The sequence below is a fragment of the Pontixanthobacter sp. genome, from assembly GCF_049682855.1.
Classification (GTDB): domain Bacteria; phylum Pseudomonadota; class Alphaproteobacteria; order Sphingomonadales; family Sphingomonadaceae; genus Pontixanthobacter.
This window is the reverse complement of sequence record NZ_JBAUIK010000009.1, coordinates 119135-140202: the sequence shown is the minus strand read 5'-3', so window position 1 is coordinate 140202 and position 21068 is coordinate 119135. Positions and strand designations below refer to the sequence as shown.

23 protein-coding genes are annotated in these 21068 nt (G+C 58.5%); 13 read left to right on the top strand and 10 right to left on the bottom strand.

Annotated features, from left to right (window positions below; translation table 11 throughout):
- Positions 1–25: 25 nt before the first annotated feature.
- The 3 genes from WA922_RS06410 (at position 26) to WA922_RS06400 (ending at position 2275) form a co-directional block, all read left to right on the top strand.
- A complete protein-coding gene (locus WA922_RS06410; protein WP_424770857.1) occupies positions 26–811 on the top strand; it encodes an SDR family NAD(P)-dependent oxidoreductase in 786 nt (261 codons plus the stop codon).
- Positions 812–878: 67 nt separating this feature from the next.
- Complete coding sequence (locus tag WA922_RS06405) at positions 879–1751, top strand: crotonase/enoyl-CoA hydratase family protein (RefSeq protein ID WP_424770856.1); 873 nt, start codon at positions 879–881, stop codon at positions 1749–1751.
- A gap of 71 nt (positions 1752–1822) precedes the next feature.
- Positions 1823–2275: a MarR family winged helix-turn-helix transcriptional regulator gene (locus WA922_RS06400; RefSeq protein WP_424770855.1), complete on the top strand. Its 453-nt coding sequence runs from the start codon at positions 1823–1825 to the stop codon at positions 2273–2275.
- Between the two features lie 92 nt (positions 2276–2367).
- On the opposite strand, the gene WA922_RS06395 is transcribed toward WA922_RS06400, so the two are convergent.
- The 7 genes from WA922_RS06395 to WA922_RS06365 form a co-directional block, all read right to left on the bottom strand.
- Complete coding sequence (locus WA922_RS06395) at positions 2368–3375, bottom strand: type II secretion system F family protein (protein ID WP_424770854.1); 1008 nt, start codon at positions 3373–3375, stop codon at positions 2368–2370.
- Between the two features lie 16 nt (positions 3376–3391).
- On the bottom strand, positions 3392–4363 hold the full coding sequence (locus tag WA922_RS06390; RefSeq protein ID WP_424770853.1) for a type II secretion system F family protein: 972 nt from the start codon (positions 4361–4363) through the stop codon (positions 3392–3394).
- 105 nt (positions 4364–4468) lie between these two features.
- Positions 4469–5758: a pilus assembly protein CpaE gene (locus tag WA922_RS06385; RefSeq protein ID WP_424770852.1), complete on the bottom strand. Its 1290-nt coding sequence runs from the start codon at positions 5756–5758 to the stop codon at positions 4469–4471.
- Positions 5759–5761: 3 nt separating this feature from the next.
- On the bottom strand, positions 5762–6409 hold the full coding sequence (locus WA922_RS06380) for a CpaD family pilus assembly protein (RefSeq protein ID WP_424770851.1): 648 nt from the start codon (positions 6407–6409) through the stop codon (positions 5762–5764).
- Positions 6410–6420: 11 nt separating this feature from the next.
- Complete coding sequence (locus WA922_RS06375; RefSeq protein ID WP_424770850.1) at positions 6421–7977, bottom strand: type II and III secretion system protein family protein; 1557 nt, start codon at positions 7975–7977, stop codon at positions 6421–6423.
- 98 nt (positions 7978–8075) lie between these two features.
- Positions 8076–9152 (bottom strand): Flp pilus assembly protein CpaB, encoded by a 1077-nt coding sequence (gene cpaB / locus WA922_RS06370; protein WP_424770849.1) that lies wholly within the window; start codon positions 9150–9152, stop codon positions 8076–8078.
- A gap of 99 nt (positions 9153–9251) precedes the next feature.
- Positions 9252–9743, bottom strand: a complete 492-nt coding sequence (locus WA922_RS06365; RefSeq protein ID WP_424770848.1) for an A24 family peptidase — start codon at positions 9741–9743, stop codon at positions 9252–9254.
- Between the two features lie 104 nt (positions 9744–9847).
- Here WA922_RS06365 and WA922_RS06360 point away from each other — a divergent pair, with 104 nt between their 5' ends.
- From WA922_RS06360 to WA922_RS06350, 3 genes are read left to right on the top strand one after another with little or no spacing between them, the layout of a single operon-like run.
- Positions 9848–10807, top strand: a complete 960-nt coding sequence (locus WA922_RS06360; RefSeq protein ID WP_424770847.1) for an alpha/beta fold hydrolase — start codon at positions 9848–9850, stop codon at positions 10805–10807.
- Between the two features lie 31 nt (positions 10808–10838).
- Positions 10839–11939: an NAD(P)/FAD-dependent oxidoreductase gene (locus WA922_RS06355; RefSeq protein ID WP_424770846.1), complete on the top strand. Its 1101-nt coding sequence runs from the start codon at positions 10839–10841 to the stop codon at positions 11937–11939.
- A 58-nt stretch (positions 11940–11997) separates the two neighbouring features.
- The gene (locus WA922_RS06350; protein ID WP_424770845.1) at positions 11998–12177 is read left to right on the top strand and encodes a YegP family protein; all 180 of its coding nucleotides are present in this window, start codon (positions 11998–12000) and stop codon (positions 12175–12177) included.
- 66 nt (positions 12178–12243) lie between these two features.
- Here the strand turns inward: WA922_RS06350 and rnhA are convergent, their stop codons facing one another.
- Genes rnhA through ispH form a run of 3 tightly spaced genes read right to left on the bottom strand, consistent with a single transcriptional unit; the run spans position 12244 to position 14668 of the window.
- Positions 12244–12678, bottom strand: a complete 435-nt coding sequence (gene rnhA / locus WA922_RS06345; protein ID WP_424770844.1) for a ribonuclease HI — start codon at positions 12676–12678, stop codon at positions 12244–12246.
- Positions 12679–12696: 18 nt separating this feature from the next.
- A complete protein-coding gene (thrB, locus tag WA922_RS06340) occupies positions 12697–13680 on the bottom strand; it encodes a homoserine kinase (RefSeq protein ID WP_424770843.1) in 984 nt (327 codons plus the stop codon).
- 13 nt (positions 13681–13693) lie between these two features.
- Entirely contained in the window at positions 13694–14668 is a 975-nt protein-coding gene (gene ispH / locus WA922_RS06335) for a 4-hydroxy-3-methylbut-2-enyl diphosphate reductase (protein WP_424770842.1), read from the bottom strand.
- A 71-nt stretch (positions 14669–14739) separates the two neighbouring features.
- Between ispH and WA922_RS06330 the strand changes: the two genes are divergently transcribed.
- From WA922_RS06330 to tatA, 7 genes are all read left to right on the top strand, one after another.
- Positions 14740–15390 carry a hypothetical protein gene (locus tag WA922_RS06330; RefSeq protein ID WP_424770841.1) on the top strand — a complete coding sequence of 217 codons (651 nt, stop codon included), beginning with the start codon at positions 14740–14742 and terminating at the stop codon, positions 15388–15390.
- A gap of 73 nt (positions 15391–15463) precedes the next feature.
- Complete coding sequence (gene argS / locus WA922_RS06325) at positions 15464–17248, top strand: arginine--tRNA ligase (protein ID WP_424770840.1); 1785 nt, start codon at positions 15464–15466, stop codon at positions 17246–17248.
- Between the two features lie 4 nt (positions 17249–17252).
- Positions 17253–18098, top strand: coding sequence for an SPOR domain-containing protein (locus WA922_RS06320; protein WP_424770839.1), 846 nt, complete (start codon positions 17253–17255; stop codon positions 18096–18098).
- 106 nt (positions 18099–18204) lie between these two features.
- Positions 18205–19224 (top strand): beta-N-acetylhexosaminidase, encoded by a 1020-nt coding sequence (nagZ, locus tag WA922_RS06315; protein WP_424770838.1) that lies wholly within the window; start codon positions 18205–18207, stop codon positions 19222–19224.
- A 74-nt stretch (positions 19225–19298) separates the two neighbouring features.
- The gene (locus WA922_RS06310; protein WP_424771002.1) at positions 19299–20114 is read left to right on the top strand and encodes a segregation and condensation protein A; all 816 of its coding nucleotides are present in this window, start codon (positions 19299–19301) and stop codon (positions 20112–20114) included.
- Complete coding sequence (gene scpB / locus WA922_RS06305; RefSeq protein ID WP_424770837.1) at positions 20111–20731, top strand: SMC-Scp complex subunit ScpB; 621 nt, start codon at positions 20111–20113, stop codon at positions 20729–20731. The genes WA922_RS06310 and scpB overlap by 4 nt, the downstream gene beginning before the upstream one ends.
- Before the next feature lie 83 nt (positions 20732–20814).
- Positions 20815–21048 carry a twin-arginine translocase TatA/TatE family subunit gene (gene tatA, locus WA922_RS06300; protein ID WP_424771001.1) on the top strand — a complete coding sequence of 78 codons (234 nt, stop codon included), beginning with the start codon at positions 20815–20817 and terminating at the stop codon, positions 21046–21048.
- The last annotated feature ends 20 nt before the right edge of the window (positions 21049–21068 follow it).

Sequence of the window (21068 nt, the reverse complement as noted above, 5' to 3'; positions counted from 1 at the left end):
TTTAGAATTTGAGAAGGAGTACACAATGGAAATCGGCGCAAACACACCCGCAGTCGTTACCGGCGGCGCATCAGGTCTTGGCGAGGCAACTGCGCGCGCGCTGGCTGCCAAGGGCGCAAAGGTCGCCATTTTTGATCTCCAGGAAGAAAAGGGCCTGAAAGTCGCTTCCGAGATTGGCGGTATTTTCTGCGAAGTAAATGTTACCGAAGACGCGTCGGTCGATGCAGGCTTTGCCAAAGCCCGCGAAGCCCACGGTCAGGAGCGTATCCTGGTCAATTGCGCTGGTACCGGCAATGCCATCAAAACGGCCAAGCGTGACCGCAACACCGGCGAAATCTCGCACTTCCCGCTCGATGCGTTCAACTGGCTGATCCAGATCAATCTTGTCGGTACATTCCGCTGCATTGCCAAATCCGCAGCGGGCATGATGAGCATCGATCCGCTGAGCGATGATGGCGACCGCGGCGCTATCGTCAACACCGCATCGGTTGCCGGTGAAGACGGTCAAATCGGCCAGGCGGCATATTCGGCATCGAAAGGCGGCGTGATCGGCATGACTTTGCCCATCGCGCGCGACCTTATGAGTGAAGGCATTCGGGTCAACACCATTCTGCCGGGTATATTCGAGACTCCGCTGATGGCCGCTGCCCCGCCGCAGGTGAAGGACGCACTGGCTGCATCGGTCCCGTTCCCCAAACGCCTGGGCCACCCTGAAGAATATGCGCATCTTGCCATGACCATGATCGAAAACGGGTATTTCAATGGCGAGGATGTCCGGCTGGATGGTTCGATCCGGATGGCGCCGCGCTGATCCGCCGCTATACGAAGGCTCCGCGCAAGCGGGGCCTTTGACGGCCATATTTTTTCCGGAGAGAACGATGAGCGCATATAGCCAGATCCTGCTTGAAAAAGACGGACCGATAGCCACGATTACGCTCAACCGGCCGGACAAGATGAACGCCTATACCCGCCACATGATGGCGGAAATGATCGCGGCATTCGATGATACCGATGCCGATGATGATATCCGCGCGGTCATTATCACCGGGGCGGGGGACCGCGCCTTTTGCGCCGGAGCCGATCTGACGCCTGATGATGGTACGAAGCCATTTTCCAGCACTACGGAAGTGACTGATCTGTCCGACGATGTTGTGCGCGATGGCGGCGGACGGCTGACCCTGCGGATGTTTCAATCGGCCAAACCGCTCATCTCCGCCTGTAACGGTGTCGCTGTGGGGGTTGGTGCGACGATGCAGCTGCCAATGGATTTCCGGCTTGCATCGGATACGGCGCGCTATGGATTTGTCTTCGCCAGGCGCGGTATTGTACCGGAAGCGGCATCCAGCTGGTTCCTGCCGCGTCTGGTTGGGCAGCAGCAGGCGCTGGAATGGTGCATGACCGGGCGCATATTCGGTGCTGAGGAAGCTCTTAAGGGCGGGCTGATCCGGTCGATCCACCCGCCATCTGAATTGATGGACGCGGCGCGCGGGTTGGCGCTGGAGATTGCCCGGAATACATCGGCAATTTCGGTCGCGATTACGCGGGCGATGCTGTGGCGCTTGCCCTCGGAAAACCATCCGATGATGGCCCACCGGATTGACAGCCGCTCCATCTATACATTGTCGCGCGGTAAGGATGCGGCGGAAGGCGTGCAGAGCTTTCTAGAAAAACGCGCGCCCGAATATTCGGGCAGCGTCAGCGAAGATATGCCAGACTTTTATCCGTGGTGGGACGAGCCGGGCTACGCCTGACCACCGCCCGGGCGGCGGCGGGAGGCACTTCGCTCTTGCCAAGTAAACCGGTTGCATTAGTAACCGGATCGATGAGCACTGACAGCTTCCATCTTGCAGAATTTCTGCCCTATCAATTGTCCGTCGCGTCCAATGCGGTCAGCAATGATATGGCGGGTGTGTACGAGCAGCAATTTGGCCTCAAAGTCACTGAATGGCGCGTGATGGCAATGCTCGGCGATGGCGGCCCGATGACCCAGCGTGATCTGACCGCGAAAACATTGATGGATAAAGTGGCGGTCAACCGTGCGTGCAAAGCATTGGAAATGCGCGGCCTAGCCCGCCGGTCACCCAACCAGCAGGATGGCCGCTCGCATCACCTTGAGCTAACCGGTGATGGCCTATCCATGTACCGGGCGATTGTTCCGCTTGTACTGGAGCGTGAAGCCCACATGCTCGCGCCGCTGAGTAAATCGCAGCAGCGCATTTTGCGGGATTTGCTGGACCTGGTCCGCAGTCATGCTGACCGGAAGGCCGCGCGGTAATTCTGCACGCCAGCTGCATTCGGCCCGCACACGGCCCCGCCGCACCATCTGCGCCGGGGCCGCGGCTTAAATGCCTTGTATTTACTGCGTATTTACTGCCCCGGCTTGGCGGCAAAGGCATCGGTTATCGAGCAGGCCGCAGGGCCAAGGATCACGATAAACAGAACCGGCAGGATGAACAGGATCAGCGGGACTGTCATAATCGCTGGCAGACGCGCCGCTTTTTCCTCAGCGCGCATCATCCGTTCATTACGAAATTCAGCGGACAAAACTCGCAAAGCAGAGGCCAGCGGCGTACCGTAGCGTTCGGTTTGGACCATAGTGGTCACAACCCCCCGGACCGCTTCCAGGTCGACCCGGTAAGCAAGGTTGTCAAATGCCATTTTCCGTTCGGTCAGGAAGGACAATTCGATGGCAGTCAGCGCAAACTCGTCACCCAGTTCGGGATAGGCACGGCCAAGTTCCTTGGCGACGCGGTTGAATGCAGCGTCAACCGTCAGACCGGCTTCGGCACAAATCACCAGCAGGTCGAGCGCATCGGGCAAACCCTTGCGGATCAGATCAGTGCGCTTGCCGGCTTTGTTCTTCAGGTAAAACTCTGGACCTTTATAGCCTACCGCCAGCAAAGCTGCGAACGCGCCGAGGCGCTTCATATCACCCCAGTCAGGGAAATAATCAACGACGTAGATCATCAGGAAGCCAAGGCTGCCCAGAACAATCGGCAAGGCCAACCGTGCGGCGATGACCAGAACCGCCAGTTCCTTGTTGCGGTAACCGGCATGGGCCAGCTTCTGCTGGATAATCTCGATCTGGCTTTGTTGAAGCACTTTCATGCCTGACAAAGCGTCTTTCATTTTTTCGGTCTGATCGGTCTTGCGAATCAGGCTGGCGCGTTTTTTCGCCTGGCTGTGCACGATGCCCGCCTTCAGCTCGTCACGGCGCGAATTGAGCGCCTTGACCCGCTTTGCCATCGGATCTTTCACGGTGACGGCGGCATAGATTGCCAGCACCACCATGAACGCAGCGACGCCTGCCAGAATGGTTCCGACAAAAACGACATCGACACCAAGAAGAGTCGGTCCAGGAGCTTGATTGATCATTTCTCTCTGTCCTTGCTCAAATCTCGAAGCTGACCATTTTGGCCATGATGAATGCGCCAATCGACATCCATACCAGTCCGCCAAGACCGGTCACGATCAGGCGCTCCTCGTAGAAGAAACCGCCGACATATCCCGGATTGATCCAATAGATCATGCCAAACACGATGAAGGGCAATGCGCCCACAATATAGGCAGAGGCCTTGGATTCCGAGCTCATCGCTTTGATTTTCAGCTTCATTTGCGACCGCTTGCGCAGCACGTCGGAAAGGTTCGACAGTGTCTCTGCCAGATTACCACCGGTTTCGCGTTGAATGGCAAGCGTGATGCAGAAGAAATTGAATTCTGGAATACCGATTTTGTCAGCTGCATCCTGGAGCGATTCGTCCATCGATTTACCGATGCGGATACGTTCGGTGATGCCTTTGAATTCGGTGCCGACCGGGCCGGGCAATTCCTGCGCGACCACACCCAGTGTCTCGGTGACCGGCAGACCGGAACGCAGCCCGCGCACCAGCAGTTCGATCGCATCGGGAAATTTTGCCGTAAAATCGTTGGTTCGTTTCTTGATGAAGAAATTGACGACCATGTGCGGAAGACCCGCACCGATGACCAGGCCAATACCGGCAGACAACAGTGCCGCCCCGCTACGCAGATAGATCACCAGGGCAATCGCCAAAGCGAGACCGAAAGTTGCATAGAAATATTGCGTGACCGTCCAGCTTTTGCCGGTCCGGTCGAGCCGGATGGCAAGAGCCTCTATGCGCGAGGTTGAACCGGCAACCTTGTGCGCTTTCGGTTTGCGCGCGGCAATCGCTTTCTTGAGCTGCGATTCCACCTTGGTGTCGGTGCTTTCAGAGTGGCGAAAACGCACAGCGTCGAGGCGGCGCTGGCCTTCTTTAACAGCGGAAGGGCCGGCGAATAACGAATATCCGATCACCATCAGGGCCATAAGCCCTGCGCCTACCAGCAGGAGCTGTAGAATGCTCATGCTATTGACCTGCCTTTCCTTACTTTATTGCCGGAAGTACCCGGATATTGTGGGCTGCCAGCCGCAGTGGCGGCAGCCCGGTTACGTTTACCGTAGAGTTTAAGCCTAAGCGTCAGCAGGGGCCTGCTGCGTGCTTTTGGCTTTTTTCTTGGGCATGAGCGATTTGAGATCGAAGCTGCCGAGAAGCGATTTCTTGGCAGGCTCCTCGCCGCCCATTTCTTCCTCGCTTGCACCCATGATTCGGTCGGCCAGCTGCTTCACAATCGCAGTCGATTTGCTGGACTTGTTCGCCGCCACAAATGTCTGACCCAGCTTCGCCGCATTGGTCGATGCTTTCACATCATACGGGATGGTGAAGTCGATCTTCCGTTCGATAGAGGCTTCGAAATCGGCTTTACTGATCTCACCGGAACCGTTTTGTACCTTATTGGCGACAACGATCGGCAGAGCGTGCGGCGCGTTGGTTTTGAGCCATGCGAGTATCCTGATGGAATCGCGAGCCGAAGCCAGCGTCATCTCGGTCGCCAGGATCACCACGTTTACGTCCGCCAGCAAATGCGGGAAATTGATCAGCATGTTGCGCGGCAGATCAATCATCGTCATTTCAAACACCTGGCGGAATTCTTCTTCCAGCTGCACGAATGCCGATCCATCCGTCATCAGCGGCGCGTTGATCGGCGCCTCGGCTGACAAAATGGCGAGCTTTTCGTTGGCACGGACCATAGCGCGTTCAATAAACAGACCGTCAATCCGGCTAGGATTATCAATCGCATCGGTCAGTCCGCGTCCAGGCTCCAGATCCAGCGCAAGAGCGCCGGTACCGAAATGGACATCAAGATCGAGCAGTGCGGTGGGCAGTTCATGCTCATCACTGAACAGCCACGCCAGCGATGTCGCAAGCATCGACGCGCCGACTCCGCCGCGCGTGCCGACCACAGCGGTCGAGATGTGGCGTTTGGCTGCTTCCGGGTCGCTCGCACGCGGTGCAGCAAACACAGCCTGAGCCTGATTGAGCGAGTCGCGCAATGCGCCCGCCGATAGCGGTTTCAGCAGATAATCATGAATGCCGCTGGCCAGCAGATCGCGGTACAGGCGTACGTCATTGACCTGGCCAATCGCGATAACGACCGTGCCCGGCTCACACACTTCGGCCAGACCGTTAATGTCATTCAGCGGGTCGCCGCTTTCTGACAGATCGACCATCAAGATATTCGGGCTGGCTGCGACAGACAGGGATTGCACGGCATTGCGCAGGCCGCCTTTGTTGCATTTTTCCGGCTGCCAGCCCAATTCGATCACGACAGGACGCAAAATATCCAGCGCCGCTTCGTCACAGATATAGGCTGCAAATGGATCGCGGTTACCGCCAGCGCCTGGTTTCCAAGGTGCGTTCATGGCTTAACCTCCTTCGCTCGGACTGGTGTTAGAAAGACCGCCTGCCCCGGTAACGGGCTGCTCACGGTAGCTATCGATAGCTTTCGTCGAGGTGGAGACGGTGGTCTGACCGGAGCCGGTCTGGCCGCGGATTAAATCTTCCGGATTGGCGATCATCGCCGCCATATTGCTGTTTACCGAGCAGCCATAATTGGGGTTTGTGCCGTTGTTGTAATTGGAATCCGAATTGGCGGACCAGTCCGGGCATCCCGGCACGCTGGCGGTCGAGCGGGTGATGACGATCCGGGCATTACCCGGATTGACATAACCCGATGTAACAGGCGCACCTTCGCTCAGCAGAATACCGTGGCGCGCGGCCAGGGCACCAACCGCATCGCGCGTGGATTTGCTCATCATTGGATCTTCGATCGAAACGCGGTCACCATACCGCAGGTCCATCACCTCAAACCAGTCAGACAGACGCTGCTGTTCAGGAATGGAAAGACCGCTGCCACCCGCGCGCACGTCCAATGTATAATTGGTCCGTTCCACGACAGGCTGCTTGACGCTTTCGAGACTGCGGTTGGTCGCCATTCCGCCGCACGCACTCAGGGTAAGGCCGATCGAAAGTGCCAAGGCACCGGCTAGCTTGCTATTGTTTGCAATACGCATCGTAATACCCTTTATTGCTTGAGGCTGAAGCCAGGTGCGGCTGGGGCACTGGCACTGCGTTCGCTTGCGCGAGGCTGTTCATTGGATGGCTCGCCGGTCGCGAGAACTGTTGAGGGATCAATCCGTGATACTTCTGGCGGTGAACCATCAGCATTCCGGGCGGTTGGCCCCTGGCGCGTTCCGCCGCTAACCCCGTCACTGCCGCGATAGCCGATAAGCGATTGCAGCTCGGTTGCGGCGCGGAAGCCGTCAGTTGGCAGAACAATGTCGCTGTCATTCACCGGCTTCACCAAATATGGTGTCACGACGATAACCAGCTCGGTTTCACCCTTGCGGAATGAGCGGGAGCGGAACAGGTTACCAAGGATTGGCACATCGCCAACTCCGGGCGCTTTATCGATCGAATTTTGCGCATTGTTGCTCATCAGACCAGCGATCATGAAGCTTTGGCCGGAACCCAGTTCCACAGTTGTTTCAGCACGGCGGATAGTGAGAGCGGGGATCTGAAATCCGTTCAGTGTCACCGCACCCTGGCTCGACAATTCGGATACTTCGGGGCGAACCCGCATGGAAATCCGGCCATTGGCAAGAACTGTTGGTGTGTAAGCCAGGCTGACCCCGAATTTGCGATATTCAATCGCGGTCGTGCCAAGACCTTGACTGATCGGGATCGGAAATTCGCCGCCCGCAAGGAAATCTGCCGTCTCGCCTGACAAGGCTGTCAGGTTCGGTTCGGACAATGTGGTGACGAGGCCGTTACGTTCGGCAAGATCAAGAGCGCCAGCCAGATCAAGGCCGAGAAACTTCCCAAAGCCGCTGATGGTTGAACCGGTGCCTTGCGAGGTCACCACAGAGGTGCCTGCCGAGCCGGTGGTAACGCCGGTGAACACGCCGCCGCCCACGCTATATTGCGGGATCGCACCGGTACGGCCATTGCCGACACCAAAGCGGAAACCGTCAGTCCCGTCGAAAGTCGCCAGATTGGCACCGACTTCGCGGACCCAGCTACGGCTGACCTCGGCAAACCGGACGCGCAAATTAACCTGCAGCGGGGTGGCCATTTTCAGGCGGCTGATCACATTCACATCGTCGCCGACGAATGCCTTTACCAACCGTTCCGCTTCGGACGCATCTTCCGGAGCAGCGACAGTGCCAGTCAGCAGCATCGTATTGGCACCCATAGTGGCGACAGAGACTTTTGCTTCTGGCATGGCCAGTGCGAGCATCTGATCGACGCTGTCGATGTTGGAGCCGACACGGATGTTGGCGGACCAGACAATATCGCCGCGTGCGTTGCTGGCATATACGGTGGTTTCACCGCCGGTTTTGCCGAACACATAGAGCTGGCGCTGCGATTTGATCTGCACGTCAGCGACCGTATCATTGGCGATGAACACATCTGCCATCGCGTCAGGCACGTTGACCAGTTCGCCGCGGCCGATCGAAAGAACAATGTCTCCGCGCGGTTTTTGGACTGACTGGGCATTGGCGGCGCCGGCTGGAATTCCAGCGAGGGGCGCAGCGGCCAATCCGGCCATCAGTAAAGTTGCAGTAAGGCGGCGTGTCATGGTCGTGCCCCTAGTTTGAGGATTGGAAGCGGCGTTGCTGCCGGTTTGATGGGCGGATCGAGCGCCAAATGGCGGCACCGACGATAGAATACGGTTCATCATTCGTCCTCACCCTCATAATCGTCATCACTCTCGTCCTGGCTGTTCTGGACGGCCATGCCGCCGATCGGTGCAACCGGAACTTGCGAGGTGTTCTTGCCGCGTGTCACCCGAACTGCCGGGCCCGCTGCGACCACTGCGCGCGGTGTGCCAGCCGGTACCCCGATGGAGGGCGGGGCAGTCGCGACGCGTGGTTCGACCTTTTCGATCGTGCGGCGTTGGAAACGTGACACGTCACCGCCGGTTTGAAAGCTTGTCGCCCCTTCGGTCGGGCGCGATGCGGCCTGGGCCAGCAAACGCTCTTCTTCCTCGGGAGTGGCATTGTCAGGGATTTTTACAGCGCCCGATGCAATCGCTTTTTCAAGCTCGCCTTGATTGTCTGCGATAGAGCGCAGTGACAGGCTGAGAGTACCGAGCGTCTGTGCAACAGCGACCTTTTCCGCGATGCGCGGGGTCACTTCGAGTGTCACGGTACGAAATGCGCGAACGACGGTTTTGCCTTCGACGGTTTCCTGCGTGGTAGATTGGTCGGTTGCCAGCACGCGGATATTGCTCAGGATCGTTTCCGATGCCTTGATGCCTTCTCCGCCATCTTCGCCCTTGACGGACTGGGTCAGCACCAGATCGACGCGGTCACCCGGAAAGACGAAGCCGCCAACGCCGGTCTTGGCTGATACAGGAACAGTGACTGCGCGCATACCAGCGCCCAGTGCCGCCGCAAGGAAGCCGCGATCACCCGGTTTCACCAATGAACCCTGGGTCACCGGCTCGCCAGCCGTGATCTGATGGCGCACGACTGTACCGATCAGGCTTTGTACATCTGATTCGCCGTCAATGAAGTAGGCATCCTGGACCAGTTCCTCGGGCCACATCTGGAAACTGATCGAATCAGCTGTGATGATGGTGCCGGTTGGCAGGCCTCGCTGCGCCACGAGCACTTTGGGGCCCTTGGGTACGGGAGGAGCGGCTTCTGTCTGTGGAGCGCCTGCCCCGGCAAACATGCTGCGTGCTGCAAATGCGGTACCGATCGCGATGATCAGCGCCCCAATCAGCAGTACCATTTTCTTCCTATCCATGGCTAATCTAGCCCCCTAATTCGGCCCGCAACTGGCGCGGGATCGTGTTGAACGTGTTTACAATTGTGTCTAATACGCGGTGATTGGTTAAAATCGGGTTCACCCCAACATGGCTTTCATGCTTTCCGCAGGAATATATTGTGTTCCGATCACCCAAAGACCGGCGGCAGAGATCGCCACGCCATAAGGGATGGCGAGCCGGTCTTTCTGGCGGCGCATGACATGCCAGCCGCCCATCACTATGGTGAGGGCACCGCCCAGCAGCGCCATCATGATCAGCAATTGCATGAATGCGTTTGGCTCGATCCACAATGCCAGTGCGGTAAGCAGTTTGACATCGCCGCCGCCCATCGCGCGCAAGGCGAACAAACCGGCCAGAACCGCAAAGGCGGCCAGCGCCACCCCCAGCTGCATGGCCACATCCGGCCATAGAGACAGACCGCTCGACCACCAGAAGAGCGGAGCACCGATGACAATCGCAATATTTAGCCAATTGTCGATTTGCCTGCGGCGAATATCGGTAAAGGCTGCAAAAAGCAGCGCGATTGCCAAGGCTGCGAGCAGTCCGTAATGGATGTATTCACCAAGCATTGTAATCCCCAAAAAGTGGCGTCGATCAGGGTGCTACAGGCGATCACTTACCAAATAGTAACCAAGCGCAATAATGCGGCGTTAGGCAAAGGGGCAATTTAGCCATGATGGCTTCCATATTCGACCGGCGAAGCATTCCCGGCACCGCCGCTGAAAGCGTCTGGCACGCAGGAGATGGCCAGGCGGTCCGGCGTATCGACTGGCGGCACAGCGACACATCCGCAACGGTAAAAGGCTCAATCATGTTCTTTCCGGGCCGCGGCGATGCCTATGAAAAATATCTCGAAGCGTTGCAGCAATGGTATGATGCTGGCTGGAATGTCACCGCTTCGGACTGGCGCGGACAGGCGGGATCGGGGCGGCTGGGGGATGATGCGGTCACCGGTCACATTGATGATTATTCGATCTGGATCGATGATCTGGCATCGTTCTGGAATGAGTGGAGCGACACGGCGCCGGGGCCGCATGTCCTGTCGGGCCATTCTATGGGCGGGCACCTTGTCCTGCGCGGCGTGGTGGAGCAGCGGGTTACGCCTGATGCGGTATTTTTGTCAGCGCCAATGCTTGGCTTTTTCGGCAATGTCCTGCCCGGTTCGCTGATGCACCGGGCCGCCAGATGGATCCGTAACTGGCGCGGCGCGAAAACCCAGGCGTGGAAATGGAGCGAGAAGCCCGGTGAAGTACCGATTGGCCGGATCAATCTGCTGACTCATGATGCGCAGCGGTATGAAGACGAGCTGTGGTGGCGCGAGCACCGGCCAGAACTGGTCATGGGACCAGGCAGCTGGGGCTGGGTGGAGCGCGGGTATGCCTCGATGAAAGCGATTTTTGCGCCAGGCCGCCTGGAAGCGGTCGATACGCCGGTATTGCTGGTGTCCACGCGCCATGACAAGCTGGTCGATCACAAGGCGATTCGCGACGCTGCGCGCAGACTGCCTGCCGGGGAGCTGTTTGAATTCGGCAAAGAGGCGCGCCACGAAATCCTGCGTGAAGTCGATCCGGTTCGCGATCGCGCGATGAATGCGATTGCCGGGTTCCTTGACCGAGTTTTGCCAGCGCGGTGAGAGCACGTTGACGATGACAAAGATGAGGGCGATGACGACGCCGGTCCACGATTTCGCGATTGTCGGTGCCGGTATTGCGGGCACCAGCCTTGCAGCCGAGCTTTCCACCACCAGCGATGTGGTGATGCTGGAGGCCGAAGATCATCCAGGCTATCATGCGACTGGCCGTTCGGCTGCTTTCTGGGAAGAATGTTATGGCGGCCCCGATATAGTCCCGCTGACGCTTGCGTCTGAACGCGCGCTGCGCGCTGGCGGGTTCCTGAACCGGCGCGGGGCACTGTATATCGGGCGCGGCAGCGACCATGCGGCGCTTGATAGCTTTATGCAAAGATTTGCTGAAACAGGCGCAACTATCAGCCGCATCGGCCAATCGGACATAGCGGCGCATATACCCGGTATCCGTTCAGAATGGACAGGCGCGATCTGGGAACCGGCCTGCTGCGATATTGATGTGGGCGGCCTACATGCCGAATATCTGGCCAGGGCAAGGCGGCAACGGGCCGTTCTGCATACGCGGTTTCGAATGGCGGGTGCGGCCCGTTCCGATGGCATCTGGACCATCCGCAGTACATCCGGCGCGATGGTTCGGGCGCAACAACTGGTCAATGCAGCTGGCGCCTGGGCAGATGAGATTGCCCGGCTGGCCGGATGCAAGCCGGTGGGGATCACACCGCTGCGGCGTACCGTTATACAATTGCGCGTCGACCGGCAGCCACCGGCCGATATGCCTTTGGTACTGGATATTGGCGGAAGTTTTTATTTCAAGCCGGAAGCAGGGCGAATATGGCTCAGCCCGCATGACGAGGCGGTGTCACAGCCCTGCGATGCCGCGCCCGAAGAGATGGCCGTGGCGCTGGCGATTCAGCGTTTGGGCGAAGTGACCGATTGGCGTGTGCAGGCGGTTGAACGGAAATGGGCGGGGCTGCGCAGTTTTGCGCCTGACCGTTTGCCAGTTCATGGGCCGGATAGTCACAATCCCGATTTCATCTGGTTTGCGGGGCAAGGCGGATCGGGTATCCAGACGGCACCGGCGGCCGCCAGACTGGTTGCTGCACAAATGCTGGGCAACACCGTTCCTGATGATCTGGTGCAGATCAATGCAGCACAATACGCATCACGCCGCTTTGCCTAGATTTTCTCGCCTCACCGGCTAGAATGCGCGCGGTACCACCATGCAAGGAGAATAATTGATGGCACACCGTTTTGAAATCCGGAATAATAAAAAAGGCGAATTTGTATCCTACTTCATCTATAATTCGGAAACAATCTGGTGGACAGAAGGCTACAGCTCCAAAGCGGCTGCGCAAAACGCGATCAAATCGGTTCTCAAAAACGGCCCGGCCGCTGAAGTGGTCGATACGACCAAATAGGGGGTTTTGGCCTCTATATTAGAAGCCCGATCGGTAAGGGTCGGGCTGGTTTGTTTCGGGTCACGCTTATCGGACACTGTCCGCCTGATCAGATGCGAGCCGGTCCACCCGTTCATTTTCGGGATGTCCGCTATGTCCCTTTACCCAATGCCAATGAACCCTATGGCGGGCCGCAGCTTCGATCAGCTCATGCCATAAGTCGGCATTGCGGACAGGCTTCTTGCTGGCATTGACCCAGCCGCGTTTCTTCCACCCCTCGACCCATTTGGTCATCCCGTCGAGAACATATTTGCTGTCCGAATACAGATCGACCTCGCACGGTTCGATCAACGCTTCCAGGCCCCTGATTGCAGCGGTCAGCTCCATCCGGTTATTGGTGGTATCCGCGCTCGCGCCCGACAGCTCTTTCTCGTGGCTGCCCATGCGCAGCAATGCGCCCCATCCACCGGGGCCAGGGTTGCCCTTGCAAGCACCATCGGTGAATAATTCAACACGTTTCATGATGGCTGCTCTGCCCGTTTAGATATGTGTTTGGAAGGCTTTGTGTTCAAGCGCATCATAATGGTGCAGTCTACGGATAAATGCCATTGGGTCTTTACGCGCGACCAAAGCGGTATCTGGCGTATTGATCCAATCAAACGTGCGGGTTGCGGCGAAACGCATTGCAGCGCCTCTGGCAAGGATCGGAAGGGCGTCTGCTTCCTGCGGGCTGAGCGGCTTTACAGCGGTGTAGCCGCCGATCAAGGCGGCAGAAATATCTGCACGGAATCGGCTCCCATCATCTGAAAAAGACCACGCTGCATGCGTTACGGCCAAATCGTAAGCGGCAATATCGGTGCAGGCGAAATAGAAGTCGATCAGTCCGGTCACGCGGTCACCCAGCATCAGGACATTGTCAGGAAACAGATCGGCGTGAATGGTCGCGGTGGGTAGATGATCCGGCCACATATGTATCAGATCGGGTAGATAGCGCGCGATGGCTTCGGGCAGTGCCGCGTCGATCGCGGTCATGGCGCCGTTGCTGCACTGCGCGAACAGATCCTGCCAGTCTTTGGGGCGCAGATCATTGGCTCTGCACGCCGCAAAACTTTCCGATGCGGTATGGATTTGCGCCAGCGCGGTGCCCACTGCGCGGGCTTGGTCAGGGGTGGGCTCATCCACTGAAACGCCGGGCAGAAATTCGATCAGCGCAACATGTTTGCCGTCCAATTGCCGGAACGCATTGCCGCTGCGATCATGGATCGTGGCAGGAACCGGGCAATTTTGTGCCGCGAGGTGATCAAGCAGGCCAAGAAAAAATGGCAATTCGCGCACGTCAATGCGCCGTTCGTACATGGTCAGTATAAACCGCGTATTGGCGCCAGCGGTGCCAGTCGTTTCAATCAGCCAATTACTGTTTGAAACACCCTCTGCAATCCCCTTGGCCGATACCAGCGCGCCGACATCATAATGGCTGATCAGCTCCGCCAGAACTTCCGCGCCAAGATGGGTGTACACTGCCATGATGCGGCGCGGTTCAGTCGGTCAGCTGGCGCGGAAGTTTGAAGACCATTTTTTCTTCCGCCGTCACCAGGGTATGCTCCTCGACAATACGCCATTCGGCAATTTTATCGACGACTTCGCGGATCAGCTGCTCGGGCGCAGAGGCACCCGCCGTCAGGCCAAGTGTGCCAACACCGTCCAGCCATGCCGGATCGATATCGCTCGCGCGCTGGATCAACCTGGCATCGGTTCCGCATTTTTCGGCCACTTCAACCAGTCTGACGGAATTGGAGCTGTTGCGGGCACCGATCACCAGGATCAGATCGCTGCCGGGTGCGATCTGTTTGACCGCTGCCTGGCGGTTGGATGTGGCGTAGCAGATGTCTTCGGCCTTCGGCCCGACGATCTGTGGATATTTGGTTTGCAGCGCCTGCACGATTTCGGCTGTGTCGTCGACTGACAATGTCGTCTGCGTCAAAAATGCCAGCGGCTCTTCCAGCGTGAATGACAAGGCGGTGACATCGTTTACCGTTTCTACCAGAGTCATCATGCCTTTGGGTACCTGACCCATCGTGCCGATGACTTCGGGATGGCCGCGGTGGCCGATAAAGATGATATGTCTGTCTGCCTCGATCTGCCGTTCCGCCTGCCGGTGAACCTTGCTGACCAGCGGGCACGTCGCATCGAGATAATCAAGGCCGCGCCGCTCTGCTTCGGCGGGAACAGCCTTGGGTACACCATGCGCGCTGAACACGACCGGCGCGCCATCGGGAACTTCGTCCAGTTCCTCGACAAAGATCGCGCCTTTCTCCTTCAGGCCATCCACCACGAATTTGTTATGGACGATTTCGTGGCGGACATAGACGGGCGCACCATAACGGTCGAGCGCGCGTTCGACGATCTCGATCGCGCGGTCAACACCGGCGCAAAAGCCGCGCGGCGCCGCGATTAGGAGCGTGAGGGCGGGGCTGGCCGCGCTATTCTCGGGGGATTGCAAGGGGGCGTTCATATCCACCCCTCTAGCGTTTTGCCACGCGCACCGCTAGAGCCGCGTCGTTCGATTTTTAAAGGCTACCTTGCATGACCCTTCGCCGACCGATTTTTTCTGCGCTGATTTTGATGGCTGCTCTGGCGGGTTGTTCGCGCGAAGGCGATCTGATTGTGGATCAGGGGGTCGGTATTTCCGCGGTCCGCTCGGCCTGTCCGGCGGTGGGCATTCCCGATTTTACCGGTGATATCACCACTTTTAGAACTGCTGGTGCGTCCACTGCCGACCAGATTGACGTGGTTGCGGCCATCACCAATGTACGTAGCACATGCAGTGATGCCGGTGCGAAAGTCTATTCCGAGGCACGCTTTGACGTGCTGGCACGCCGCACCGACACACGCGGGGCCCGCACGGTTGAACTGCCGTTTTTTTCCACCGTATTGCAAGGCGGCTCGGCGGTTCAGGCCAAGCGCATCGGCACTGTGACGATTGCCTTTGCTGACGGTGCTGAACGCGCGCAGGGCATTGCCAGGGCCGGCGCCTTTGTGGACCGTGCTTCGGCCACCTTGCCTGATGATATTCGCGAGAAAATCACCCGCCGCCGCAAGGCCGGTGATCCCGATGCCGCACTTGATCCGCTGGCTGATCCGCAAGTGCGCGCTGCATTGAACCGGGCAACTTTTGAACTGCTGATCGGTTTTCAGCTGACTCAACAGCAATTGGCCTATAACGCCACCCGGTAACTGGTTTGCTGTCTCTTTTCGGGGTGCGACGCCGCACTCTTGCGATTCTGCCCAATTCGGCTAGGCGCGCGTGATGTCTGAAATACCTGCCCCTGCCGCTGCCGCCGCCGCGCTTGCCGCGACCACCGTTCACGCAGCCTTTGCCGCAAAGGTGGATGCCGTTCTCGCCGCACTGGAAACCGAAGGCGCTTTGCCCGCCGCAACACCCCGCAGCAACGTCGCGGTTGAACCCCCTCGCGATCCCAGCCACGGTGATCTGGCAACCAACGCCGCGATGGTACTGGCCAAATCCGCCAAAACCAATCCGCGCGCTCTGGCCGAGAAAATCACTGAGAAGCTGGCCGCTGATCCGGATATTGTCTCAGCGGAAATTGCGGGACCGGGGTTCATCAATATGCGTCTGTCGGACAGCGCATGGCAGCAAGAGCTCGGCACAATAGCCGCCTTGGGCGCTGATTATGGCCGGTCCCCAATGGGTGGCGGCTTGTCGGTTAATGTCGAATATGTCTCTGCCAATCCGACCGGCCCGATGCATATGGGCCATTGCCGCGGGGCCGTGGTCGGCGATGCGCTGGCGGCATTGCTTGAATATTCGGGCCACCGCGTTATTCGCGAATATTATGTCAATGATGCTGGCGGCCAGGTCGATGTGCTCGCGCGGTCGGTTCATCTGCGCTACCGCGAGGCGCTGGGCGAAGATATCGGCGCGATCCCCGAAGGGCTTTATCCCGGGGACTATCTGATCCCGGTTGGCCAGACGCTCGCCGCAGATTTTGGCGACCGGTTCAAAGACGCGGATGAAAGCCAATGGCTGGAACCGTTCCGTAAACATGCGGTTGCAGCGATGATGGACATGATCAAAGCTGATCTTGCCTCGCTTGACATTCATCATGATGTGTTCGCTTCCGAAGCGGTCTTGCAGGCCGATGGCAAGCCGCACGCTGCGGAACAATGGCTCCGCCAGCATGATCTGGTGTATGATGGCGTGCTGGAGGCACCCAAGGGCAAGGCCCCGCCGGAGGATTGGGAAGCGGTCGAATTGCCCTTGTTCCGCTCGACCAGGTTCGGTGATGATCAGGACCGCCCGATCAAAAAGTCAGACGGCAAATGGACCTATTTCGGGGCCGATCTCGCTTACCACATGCAGAAGGCGGAAAATGCCGATGCGCTGATCAATATCTGGGGTGCCGATCATGCGGGCACGGTCAAGCGGATCAAGGCTGCTGTTGCTGCGCTGGCCGAAGGCGAAGGCAAAACCATTCCGTTTGACGTGAAGGTGGTGCAAATGGTCCAGCTGATGCGCGACGGCGAGCCGCTGAAAATGTCCAAACGATCGGGCAATTTCGTAACCCTGGCCGACATGGTCGAGGAAGTGGGCAAGGATGTTGTCCGCTTCACGATGCTGACGCGCAAACCCGAAGCGCAGATGGAGTTTGACTTTGCCAAGGTGATAGAGGCGTCGAAGGAGAACCCTGTATTCTATGTTCAATATGCCCATGCGCGCGTCCATTCGACACTGCTCAAGGGTGCGAAAGAGGGGTTTTTCCCGTCGCCCGATCATACGGCACTGCTGGGCGCTGAAGAGCTCGATCTGGTTAAACAAGCGGCGCAATTTCCGCGGATTGTCGAAGCGGCAGCCGCGGCGCGCGAACCGCACCGCATTGCGTTTTATCTCTACGACCTCGCCGGAGCATTTCATGCCTATTACAATCTCGGCAATGACCGGCCTGAAAAGCGGTTCATCGTGGCACAGCAAGCTGATTTGAGCGCGGCAAGGCTGTTCCTGGCGTCCCAAATCGGGCAGATTATCCGAAACGGATTGGCTTTGCTGGGTGTCGAAGCGGTCGAGGAGATGTGAAGTAATGACTATTCAGAATGATAATGGCCGCAGTGGTGATGCATCCGGTGATGACATGACCGATCTTGATGGCACCCCTGAAACCGGCCCTGAGACCGGCCCTGAAACCGGCTATGATACCGTAGTGACAACGGGCGAAATCGACCGCGATAGTGACGAACTCTCCCTCGTGGAAGATGACGGCCCCTTGCCGTGGCTGGAATCGGATTACGATGAGGAGGATGAGGGCGTGGATACCGGCCGGATTATCGGTCTTGGCCTTCTCGCATTGCTGCTGCTCGCGCTAATTTTGGGCGCTATATACTATTTCAGTAATCGCGGTCCTGATCCTGAGCTGGTTGCCGATGGCAGCACGATAGCAGCGCCCGAAGGGCCGATGAAAACGCGCCCGGAAGACGCTGGCGGCAAGGAATTTGCGGGCACTGGCGATGTCGCACCGGTCGTGGGTGATGGTCAGAGCCGGGAAGGGCGGATGAATACCGGTAGTGCTGATGGCAGCAATGCCGAGGGCGCCAAACCGAGTATTGACGCAGCCACAATCGGCGCCGGAGGTGGCGGTTCGGACAGTGCTGCTGATAATGCCGATGCCTCTGCAAGTGGTTCAGCCGCGCGGTCCGGCGGTGTCGGCGTTCAGGTCGCTGCCTTCTCGACACGGGAAAGCGCGGTCGAAGGCTGGAACCGTCTGACCCGCCAAACCGATGCCTTGAATGGCTTCACATACCGGATTGAGCAAGGGCAGGCCGATATTGGCACTGTGTTCCGCCTGCAAGCCATCGCCAGCGACCGGGCTGCGGCCGATCAGCTGTGCCGTGCTTTGAAGGCTGACGGGATTGCGTGTCAGGTGAAGTGAGGGGTAAGGGGGCGCAGCGATTGATTGCTGCGCCCGGCAACTTTTGCACATGGGGGCGGCCACAAATGCTTGCGCAAAGCGCGGGCTGGTGCAACGCTTATCGGTGATGACACCTGCAATTTTTGGATTGGCCGGAACCGCTCTGACGCCAAATGAGACAGCCTTCTTCAAGGAGGCTGATCCGGCAGGCTATATTCTGTTCGGGCGAAACTGCGAAACTCCGGGGCAATTGCGTGCTCTCACAGATTCTCTGCGCGCAATTCACGGGCGGGAGAAACTGCTGATTTCGATCGATCAGGAGGGCGGGCGCGTGGCGCGGTTGCGTCCGCCATTATGGTCCCCCTTTCCAGCGGGCGAGGCGTTCGATGCGCTGTATCAGATTGCCCCGGCCAGTGCGATCGAGGCAGCCCGCCTCAATGCCTATGCGATGGGGCTCGAACTGGCCGAGATGGGCGTTTCCGTCGACTATTATCCGCCGCTCGATGTGCGTCAGGATGGCGCGCATGATGTGATCGGCGACCGCGCATTTGGGCGCGAACCCAAACAGGTGGCGGCATTGGGGCGGGCGGCTCTGGACGGGCTGGCGCGCGGCGGTGTGGCTGGCTGTATCAAGCATATGCCGGGCCACGGGCGATCACTCACCGATACGCACAAGGAAATGCCGACTGTCACAGCGAACAGGGCAGAGCTGGAGCGGGATATTGCGCCATTTCGCAGCATGTCCGACGCGCCGGTAGGCATGACTGGCCATTTGCTGTTCACTGCCTGGGATGGAGATAATCCCGCAACGCTGTCCGAAACGATTATTCGCGAAGTAATCCGCGAACATATCGGTTTTGACGGGCTGCTGCTGACCGATGATATCGATATGCAGGCGTTGCCGGGGACCGTGCCGGAACGGTCTGAAAAAGCCATAGCTGCAGGGTGCGATATCGTTCTCAATTGCTGGGCGAAGATGGCTGATATGGAGCAATTGACCGCGCGTATTCCCGTTATGTCTGAAACAGTGTCACAGCGGCTCGAGCGCGCCTTACACTACGCAGACGAACTGCAAATGCCGGGCGACAAGACCGAATTGCTGGTCAAGCGGGACGAGTTTCTGGCCATTGCGAAATCCGCCGCATGATTGATCAGGAGCGCGGCGTAAAACAGGCTGATGGCAGTGCAAAGGCTGTCACTGATGCGCGCGGTGGCGGCTTCATGTTTGAAGCGCCCGCCCAAGGGCCAGCTAAACCGTCCAGCGATGCTGACTGGACGGCTCGGACTGCGGCTGAACCCGGCGATGCCGCGCTCTATCTGGAGTTAGATGGCTGGGCCGGGCCGCTCGATCTGCTGCTCGATCTGGCGCGGCGGCAAAAAGTCGATCTGCGCGCGATTTCCATTCTCAATCTGGTCGATCAATATCTTGAATATATTGACCGGGCGGAGACGCTCAAACTGGAACTGGCGGCAGATTATCTGGTGATGGCCGCCTGGCTTGCTTACCTGAAATCCTCGATGCTGCTGCCCAAGGAGGAGCAGGAGGATCCCAGCCCCGAAGAACTGGCGTTAAAACTGCAATTACGGCTTCAGCGGCTGGGCGCAATGCGAGAAGCGGCGGCGCGGCTGATGGCGCGTGACCGGATCGGCCGGGACGTGTTTTTGCGCGGCGCGCCCGAGGGGCTGCGCACTGACCGGACAACGCAGTGGCGCTGCGATTGGTATGCGTTGGTGCAGGCGTATGGGCGGGTGAAAGCGCGCACCGCACCGGCGGTCCACATGGTTCGCAACCGTCCGGTAATGACTCTGGAAAGCGCGCTTGACCGGGTCTCCAACATGCTCAGTGTAACGCTCGACTGGATGGTGCTGGAGGATTTCTTGCCGCCGCATGCCGAACCGCGCCTGCGCCGCTCTGCCTTGGCATCCAGTTTCGTTGCGGCCCTGGAACTGGCGCGTATGGGCAAGGCAGAAATGCAGCAGGACGATATTTTCGGTCCGCTGCGTTTGCGCCGATTGGCCGGGCGCGCTTCTGCATGAGCGAGGCCGTACCCGGTTCGCTGGAGCGGGCGTTGGAGGCGACTTTGTTCGCGTCGGAAGAGCCGATGAGCGTTGACGCTTTGGCCGCACATTTGGGAGATGCAGAAAAAGGCACAATCCGAGAGGGTCTTGCCGCGTTACAAAGCCATTATCAGGATCGCGGTATCACTCTGGTTGAGCGGGCAAAGGCATGGCATTTCCAGACCGCTGCCGATCTGGCGCATCTGCTGCGGCGCGAGAAGGAGCAGGTCCGCCGCCTGTCACGCGCGGCGACCGAACTATGCGCGATTATCGCCTATCACGAACCGGTCAGCCGCGCCGAGATTGAATCAATACGCGGCGTGCAAACCGCAAAAGGGACGCTTGACGTATTGATGGAGGCGGGCTGGGTGCGCGCGGCGGGTAGGCGTGAAGTACCAGGCCGCCCGGTTATTTACGCCACGACGCCGGAATTTCTCCAGCATTTCGGGCTCAAGTCGCGCCGCGATTTACCCGGGATGGATGAGTTGCGCGCCGCTGGTCTGCTTGATCCGGTCGATGAGGCCTATGGTCTTCTCACCGGCGCAGAAGAGATTGAGAGCGGTTCCGCCTCCGGTGCTGATGATGAGAAGGTGTGACCAATGGCGATACACTGGCGTTTCGCTCTGATCATACCTATATCGGCCGGGAAGATACGCGCTTTTGGAATTGGAACTCAATCATGTCGCTAGGTCCCTGGCAGCTCATCATTATCGCTCTCGTCGTCCTTGTCCTGTTTGGTCGCGGACGTATTTCTGAAATGATGGGCGATTTTGGCAAAGGTATCAAAAGCTTCAAACAAGGCATGAACGAGGATGATACCGCAGATGCCAAATCCGCCGGTTCTCTGGAAGCGCCTGCCAAAGACGCCGCCGCCTCCGATCCGGCCAAGAGCAAAACCCCGGACCCCTCCTGATATTCGCTAAGGCACCGCTT

What these genes read in the sequence shown, in the direction of transcription:
- WA922_RS06410 (WP_424770857.1), top strand. Translation starts at nt 26, where the DNA reads ATGGAAATCGGCGCAAACACACCCGCAGTCGTTACCGGCGGCGCATCA.
- WA922_RS06405 (WP_424770856.1), top strand. Translation starts at nt 879, where the DNA reads ATGAGCGCATATAGCCAGATCCTGCTTGAAAAAGACGGACCGATAGCC.
- WA922_RS06400 (WP_424770855.1), top strand. Translation starts at nt 1,823, where the DNA reads ATGAGCACTGACAGCTTCCATCTTGCAGAATTTCTGCCCTATCAATTG.
- WA922_RS06395 (WP_424770854.1), bottom strand. Translation starts at nt 3,375, where the DNA reads ATGATCAATCAAGCTCCTGGACCGACTCTTCTTGGTGTCGATGTCGTT.
- WA922_RS06390 (WP_424770853.1), bottom strand. Translation starts at nt 4,363, where the DNA reads ATGAGCATTCTACAGCTCCTGCTGGTAGGCGCAGGGCTTATGGCCCTG.
- WA922_RS06385 (WP_424770852.1), bottom strand. Translation starts at nt 5,758, where the DNA reads ATGAACGCACCTTGGAAACCAGGCGCTGGCGGTAACCGCGATCCATTT.
- WA922_RS06380 (WP_424770851.1), bottom strand. Translation starts at nt 6,409, where the DNA reads ATGCGTATTGCAAACAATAGCAAGCTAGCCGGTGCCTTGGCACTTTCG.
- WA922_RS06375 (WP_424770850.1), bottom strand. Translation starts at nt 7,977, where the DNA reads ATGACACGCCGCCTTACTGCAACTTTACTGATGGCCGGATTGGCCGCT.
- cpaB (WP_424770849.1), bottom strand. Translation starts at nt 9,152, where the DNA reads ATGGATAGGAAGAAAATGGTACTGCTGATTGGGGCGCTGATCATCGCG.
- WA922_RS06365 (WP_424770848.1), bottom strand. Translation starts at nt 9,743, where the DNA reads ATGCTTGGTGAATACATCCATTACGGACTGCTCGCAGCCTTGGCAATC.
- WA922_RS06360 (WP_424770847.1), top strand. Translation starts at nt 9,848, where the DNA reads ATGATGGCTTCCATATTCGACCGGCGAAGCATTCCCGGCACCGCCGCT.
- WA922_RS06355 (WP_424770846.1), top strand. Translation starts at nt 10,839, where the DNA reads ATGACGACGCCGGTCCACGATTTCGCGATTGTCGGTGCCGGTATTGCG.
- WA922_RS06350 (WP_424770845.1), top strand. Translation starts at nt 11,998, where the DNA reads ATGGCACACCGTTTTGAAATCCGGAATAATAAAAAAGGCGAATTTGTA.
- rnhA (WP_424770844.1), bottom strand. Translation starts at nt 12,678, where the DNA reads ATGAAACGTGTTGAATTATTCACCGATGGTGCTTGCAAGGGCAACCCT.
- thrB (WP_424770843.1), bottom strand. Translation starts at nt 13,680, where the DNA reads ATGGCAGTGTACACCCATCTTGGCGCGGAAGTTCTGGCGGAGCTGATC.
- ispH (WP_424770842.1), bottom strand. Translation starts at nt 14,668, where the DNA reads ATGAACGCCCCCTTGCAATCCCCCGAGAATAGCGCGGCCAGCCCCGCC.
- WA922_RS06330 (WP_424770841.1), top strand. Translation starts at nt 14,740, where the DNA reads ATGACCCTTCGCCGACCGATTTTTTCTGCGCTGATTTTGATGGCTGCT.
- argS (WP_424770840.1), top strand. Translation starts at nt 15,464, where the DNA reads ATGTCTGAAATACCTGCCCCTGCCGCTGCCGCCGCCGCGCTTGCCGCG.
- WA922_RS06320 (WP_424770839.1), top strand. Translation starts at nt 17,253, where the DNA reads ATGACTATTCAGAATGATAATGGCCGCAGTGGTGATGCATCCGGTGAT.
- nagZ (WP_424770838.1), top strand. Translation starts at nt 18,205, where the DNA reads ATGACACCTGCAATTTTTGGATTGGCCGGAACCGCTCTGACGCCAAAT.
- WA922_RS06310 (WP_424771002.1), top strand. Translation starts at nt 19,299, where the DNA reads ATGTTTGAAGCGCCCGCCCAAGGGCCAGCTAAACCGTCCAGCGATGCT.
- scpB (WP_424770837.1), top strand. Translation starts at nt 20,111, where the DNA reads ATGAGCGAGGCCGTACCCGGTTCGCTGGAGCGGGCGTTGGAGGCGACT.
- tatA (WP_424771001.1), top strand. Translation starts at nt 20,815, where the DNA reads ATGTCGCTAGGTCCCTGGCAGCTCATCATTATCGCTCTCGTCGTCCTT.